8 protein-coding genes are annotated in these 4,975 nt (G+C 37.4%); 4 read left to right on the top strand and 4 right to left on the bottom strand.

Annotated features, from left to right (window positions below; translation table 11 throughout):
* The 4 genes from ACFIJZ_RS09215 to ACFIJZ_RS09200 all read right to left on the bottom strand — a co-directional run.
* A partial coding sequence (locus ACFIJZ_RS09215) for an antA/AntB antirepressor family protein (RefSeq protein WP_375631826.1) occupies positions 1-563 on the bottom strand: 563 nt, incomplete at its 3' end.
* Positions 564-633: 70 nt separating this feature from the next.
* Positions 634-996: an antA/AntB antirepressor family protein gene (locus tag ACFIJZ_RS09210; RefSeq protein ID WP_273791004.1), complete on the bottom strand. Its 363-nt coding sequence runs from the start codon at positions 994-996 to the stop codon at positions 634-636.
* Between the two features lie 63 nt (positions 997-1,059).
* The gene (locus ACFIJZ_RS09205) at positions 1,060-1,434 is read right to left on the bottom strand and encodes a hypothetical protein (RefSeq protein ID WP_375631823.1); all 375 of its coding nucleotides are present in this window, start codon (positions 1,432-1,434) and stop codon (positions 1,060-1,062) included.
* A 244-nt stretch (positions 1,435-1,678) separates the two neighbouring features.
* Positions 1,679-2,296 (bottom strand): S24 family peptidase, encoded by a 618-nt coding sequence (locus ACFIJZ_RS09200; protein ID WP_273791002.1) that lies wholly within the window; start codon positions 2,294-2,296, stop codon positions 1,679-1,681.
* An 83-nt stretch (positions 2,297-2,379) separates the two neighbouring features.
* Here ACFIJZ_RS09200 and ACFIJZ_RS09195 point away from each other — a divergent pair, with 83 nt between their 5' ends.
* The 4 genes from ACFIJZ_RS09195 (at position 2,380) to ACFIJZ_RS09180 (ending at position 4,970) form a co-directional block, all read left to right on the top strand.
* Positions 2,380-2,754 carry a hypothetical protein gene (locus ACFIJZ_RS09195; protein ID WP_273791001.1) on the top strand — a complete coding sequence of 125 codons (375 nt, stop codon included), beginning with the start codon at positions 2,380-2,382 and terminating at the stop codon, positions 2,752-2,754.
* Positions 2,755-2,770: 16 nt separating this feature from the next.
* Positions 2,771-3,208, top strand: a complete 438-nt coding sequence (locus ACFIJZ_RS09190) for a hypothetical protein (RefSeq protein ID WP_273791000.1) — start codon at positions 2,771-2,773, stop codon at positions 3,206-3,208.
* 81 nt (positions 3,209-3,289) lie between these two features.
* Positions 3,290-3,769, top strand: coding sequence for a crossover junction endodeoxyribonuclease RuvC (locus ACFIJZ_RS09185; RefSeq protein ID WP_273790999.1), 480 nt, complete (start codon positions 3,290-3,292; stop codon positions 3,767-3,769).
* Positions 3,759-4,970 carry a hypothetical protein gene (locus ACFIJZ_RS09180; protein ID WP_375631822.1) on the top strand — a complete coding sequence of 404 codons (1,212 nt, stop codon included), beginning with the start codon at positions 3,759-3,761 and terminating at the stop codon, positions 4,968-4,970. Before ACFIJZ_RS09185 ends, ACFIJZ_RS09180 begins: the two co-directional genes overlap by 11 nt.
* The last annotated feature ends 5 nt before the right edge of the window (positions 4,971-4,975 follow it).

Here is a 4,975-nt window from a genome sequence, read left to right as displayed (position 1 = left end):
TTTTGCTGTAAGAAGAGAATGAACTGTTTTGGTTGCATCTCGAGTATTTTAGCGGCTTCTGTAAGACCGAAGAGTCCGTTGTGACGTTGCAAACTTTCAAGAGCAGCTGCTTTTGGTTTAAGGATACTCACTTCACTTTTTAAGGTCTCTAATTGTGTGACGCTTTCTAAAAGAAGTTTCTTAACAAAGAGAGGATCTTCTAAAGCATTTGCAAGGTCTAAAGGTTTCTTTGCACGCCGTTCACATTCAATAAAATATTGACGGGCTTGTTTACCTTTTTCATTACGCTCTACCATGGCGAGCTCTTTTGCCATGTCTAATGTGAGGTGATAGTCTATAGCTGTAACAGCTCTAGATTTTGCGCTCCCCAATTTTGGGGACCGCAAATCTTGTTTTTTTACAAAGTCTTGTCCTTCTATAAAATTGTATCTGGTAATACGGTCCTTAATCCAATTGGAAAAGTCACGTTTTGCCTCTAAGAATGCATGCAGATCACGTGCATTTACTGTCTGAACAGTTTCCTTATCAATGGTTTTTTCTTTAATCTCTATGAGAGTATTTATGATGAACTCCTTTCAAAAAGTTCATATTTTTCAGATGTTATAATAAGGCTTTTCATCATCACCCCCTTAATTAATGAAAACACAAGTTTTGGTATAATATTCTGCCATAGTTTCTATGGCGCTCTGCTTTAGCGATTTTACTTGCTGCGTGAATTTTGAAGTAATGATTATCGGTTTTATCTGTTTCTATTTCAGATTTTGGACAAATCTTCTGTCTGTTCCATTCTTGTTTTGTAAAAACCAAATCCACGCCTTCTTTTAGATCAAGCTTTTCAACACAATCATTAAACCAAGTGGAAAAATCTTGTTTCAAGTGTAAGTGCCTATGCATTACATGGGCATTGACCATTTGGACATAATCGATTTTGTCTTCTACCTCGTTTTCAGGTATGAGATATCCTTCACTATCTTTATTAGTGTCATGTGTGTTCATGAGTTTACTCTAATTAATTATTGATGGATTAAAGGGGGCGCTTTTAAATGCGCCCTTCAGAATTTAAAGCACATCACAAGGACGCAAACGGTGTTGTTGTTCGTAAGTACCGTAAATCTCATCATTATATTTTTCGTCTGCGATCTCGTCTAAAAATCTATTGTAAACATCACTTTCACGTATAAAGTAATGAACCTCACTATCTTCATCGAGACGTTCAATATTTTCTTTTACATATGCCTCTGCGATCTCTTCAGAAATATCTTCACAGTTCTTTTCAGAAGGATTGATGCGAAAGATTTGGATTGCATCATCTGCCTCATCAACAATGCTTAGAATTTGGCTTTTATCCAGTGGTCCCGATCGACCAATGTTTTGATCATCACCATAGACAACTAATAAAATTTCATCAGAATTTATAAGAATTGGCTTATCCATAATTTTTCCTCCCTAACGCCTCTTGGCGATTGTTTGTGCGTGGTTTATGGATATATTAGTACACTATGCACGAAATACAGTCAAGTACATAATGTACTATTTTTTTAAAAAATAAAAAAATGACGAATCACGGCATAATTTAGAGAATCAAAAGTTTGCTGTTTACTGATAAAAATCAATCAAACTTGCTTCAATCTGTTGATGGCAATCTAATTGATAACGTGAACAGAGAATCGTATTATGTTTACATATCAAGAATAGTGCGCCGTACACGACCTATTATAGAGATAGCGCCTTCAAGTTTTGGAGCCTTTATTGTTTTGTCGTATGAAGCAGGCTGAAAAGGAGGATCATCATTAGGTCTATATCGTTTATATGTCGCTTGTCCAGATTCATCTGCAATTACATAGCAGGCATTAGGTACAAGTTTTTTGTCTCGCATATTTACAAATATTATAGAATCTGGAGGGCTAATTTTATTCATAGATGCGCCATCTACACGTAAAGCAATCCATTCACCGGCAGGAAGATTAACAGCCTCTGTCATAGGATAATCTGAAAAATCCATTATCCCATCTTGCTCACTTAGTTCTCCAGCGCTAATCCATGAAACGAGAGGAATACTTATATTGAGGTTAGGATTTTCTTGAGGAGACTCGCCATACAAAATCCACCCCGGATCTACATTAAATACTTGTCCATAGAGTTCGGCTATTTGGCGCGAAATACCACGATTTCCATTTTCGTGACTAATTAGGGTATTTTGATTAAGAGCTGGTATAGCGCGCGCAGCTTCGCTTGGTGTCGCATATCCAGCATTCTTACGCGCTATTTTAAGTCTATCTTTTGGCAAATAAGTCATTTGTACATTATCCACTATTTTTTTAATTCATTGTGTACGATTTTATCTTGATTTAAAATTGTACGTAATGTACTGCATGTGTCATGGTTAATGATTTTTATGTCAAAAGTTTGATTGAGTCTTTGGGATCTATACGCCAATTTGCAAAGGAAATTGGTTGTAGCTATGAGGCTGCGCGTAAAATGCGTGATCGCAATAGTATTTCTCCAAAATACTGGAATATAATTATTCAGTTGTCTAAAGTCAAAGGTCTATCTTGGGTTACGCTAGATTGGTTCCTACATAATTATGGGAGTAAATCCCATAGAGTTATTCGTCCAATGACAAAACGAAGAAAAGATACGCTTCATCTGGTGGAGAAAGTTAGTACACCAAATACATCACAAACAGTAATATCTTCTCAGAGTGCCGCCTCTACAGATAATAATGAACAGCAACAGCAGCATACACACTCTTAAAGAAGAAAGATTAGAGATGATAGATGTCCCACAGATCACTATAAGCAAAGTCCAGTTGATTGACCTTGTTAATAAGATTGGACAGAAAAACATATATTATGGTGTCGTTTCGACTCAAGATGCATATTTTGAAATAAGCATAGACCCCTCATCAACAGGTTGTCTTGTCTATATGCTGCATAGTATCTTTGCGCGTGATGATAGAAAATATTTTCCGTTATTGCCGTACGATGATTTTAATCAATGGTTTTTATCTGTGTTTACGCAAGCTTTTACAACTTGGTTTGATAATTATTTTTCTCAAGAGTTGTCTTCTTTTTATCGCTTAAATGAGCTGATCTTGTTTATAGCCTTAGTCAAAAATAGGCTTGATTTCTTAAGGGATAAACTCATCGAAAAAAGAAAAGAAGAAATCGAATTAATAAATGATGTGTGCAGTGTGTGTCTGAATTGAGTTAATCCAATTTTTTAAAACTTATAACTACGCGCTCTGTCATAGCGCACATATAAATACGTAGAGCCTTAAGGGGGGATTATGATCACTAACGCACAAACCATTTTATGTCTTGATCTAGGGACCAAGACAGGCTGGGCGATACGTGGTGCGGATGGTTTTATCACAAGCGATACAGAAGATTTTCAACCACGCCGTTTTGAAGGCGGTAGTATGCGTTATTTACGCTTTAAACGGTGGCTTACTGAACTAAAGAGGTCTGTTGATGAAATTGACGCAGTGTATTTTGAAGAGGTGCGCCGGCATGTGGATACAGACGCTTCTCATATTTACGGAGGCTTTCTAGCAACCTTAACAGCGTGGTGTGAACATCATCAGATACCATATGAAGGCATTCCTGTTGGCACAATTAAGAAGGCAACAACAGGAAAAGGCAATGCCTCAAAAGAAGAAATGATTAAGGCGGTATGTGCAAAAGGACATACGCCTAAAGACGACAACGAAGCAGATGCTTTAGCAATTTTATATTTAATGAAAGAAGGGAGGACACATGTCCAGTAAATTACCGTGGACGAGGCTGTTTGCAGATAGGTGGATTCTTGATCTTGCTTGTTTATCTCCCATTGAATGCAATGTTTATATAAAGTTGCGTTTGCAAATGCTTTATACTGGAGAACCGCTTTTAAATAACACGAAGGTCTGGGCTAATTACACTGGCTGTTCAGTAAAAATGTTTATTAAAGCGTTAGAAGTTTTAATAAGCATAGGTCATATCGAAAGTTTAGACGATGGATGTTTATGGAGTTTAAAAGTTGAAGAAGAACTCAATAACTCTAATGAAAGCTTAGATAAGGTATCGAAGACATCTCGGTCAAAGAAGTTCTCAGAGAGAGCAAAGAAAGCAGCGCAGGCAAGATGGGATAAACATACAAATGATGCTTGTGATGATGCTAAAGCCATGCTTAATGATGCTAAATCTGTTAAGTATGATGCTAAGAGTATGCTTAAGGATGCTAAGCATGATGCTTACGACATGCTTAATGATGCCTATATATATAACATAAACAATAACATTAACAGTTATAATAAAAAAACTAAAACTATCGTTTTAGCAAAAAAAGAAATTGGTTCTGAAGATTTAGAAACAAACGATTTGGTTGACGAGCCAACAGAGGTTGCTGCTGTTGAGAGCACATCAGAGCAAATCACAACGGGTGTAGAAAACCAACCTCCCTTTCACGAGCAAGAGAACGTTTCCCAAAAAGCAAAACGAGCGCAAGCTAATCGCGGCTGTCGATTGCCTACGGATTTTGAACCCGATTACGATTTTGCCATTGCAAAGGGCTTGCCTCCAGAGCGCGTGAAAGTCGAAATCGCAAAGTTTAGAGATTATTGGCGTTCAAAAGCCGGAGCAAATGCAACCAAAACCGATTGGCAAGCAACATGGCGTAACTGGGTGCGAAAGGCTATCGAGGATTTAGAAAAAACGAAAAACACGAATAACAATGGTGGAAACAATGGAAACTTTTCAAAAGATCAAAGAACTCGTGGTGGTACCGGAGAGACAATCCGTAATCTTATCGGTGCAACACAGCTTAGTGACACCTCTACAAGATACCGTGCAACAGATAGAGCAATGTGTAACTCTGGAGTTTCCATGGACCTTGAGAAATGGCATTCAATTGACAGCAACCCTAGAGAAACAAGCTTTAGAAGCTTATCAGACTGTTCAAAACTTACTTACCTTGAAAGCATCTGTTGAAGACA

This window comes from Bartonella sp. CL70QHWL, from assembly GCF_042194855.1.
In the GTDB taxonomy this organism is placed as follows: Bacteria; Pseudomonadota; Alphaproteobacteria; order Rhizobiales; family Rhizobiaceae; genus Bartonella.
The sequence above is the reverse complement of the archived record's forward strand: the minus strand, read 5'-3'. Positions and strand labels throughout refer to the sequence as shown.

Bases quoted from the DNA above. Each gene is read 5' to 3' on its own strand.
- ACFIJZ_RS09185 (WP_273790999.1), top strand. From the start codon at position 3,290: ATGATCACTAACGCACAAACCATTTTATGTCTTGATCTAGGGACCAAG.
- ACFIJZ_RS09200 (WP_273791002.1), bottom strand. From the start codon at position 2,296: ATGACTTATTTGCCAAAAGATAGACTTAAAATAGCGCGTAAGAATGCT.
- ACFIJZ_RS09205 (WP_375631823.1), bottom strand. From the start codon at position 1,434: ATGGATAAGCCAATTCTTATAAATTCTGATGAAATTTTATTAGTTGTC.
- ACFIJZ_RS09190 (WP_273791000.1), top strand. From the start codon at position 2,771: ATGATAGATGTCCCACAGATCACTATAAGCAAAGTCCAGTTGATTGAC.
- ACFIJZ_RS09195 (WP_273791001.1), top strand. From the start codon at position 2,380: ATGGTTAATGATTTTTATGTCAAAAGTTTGATTGAGTCTTTGGGATCT.
- ACFIJZ_RS09210 (WP_273791004.1), bottom strand. From the start codon at position 996: ATGAACACACATGACACTAATAAAGATAGTGAAGGATATCTCATACCT.
- ACFIJZ_RS09180 (WP_375631822.1), top strand. From the start codon at position 3,759: ATGTCCAGTAAATTACCGTGGACGAGGCTGTTTGCAGATAGGTGGATT.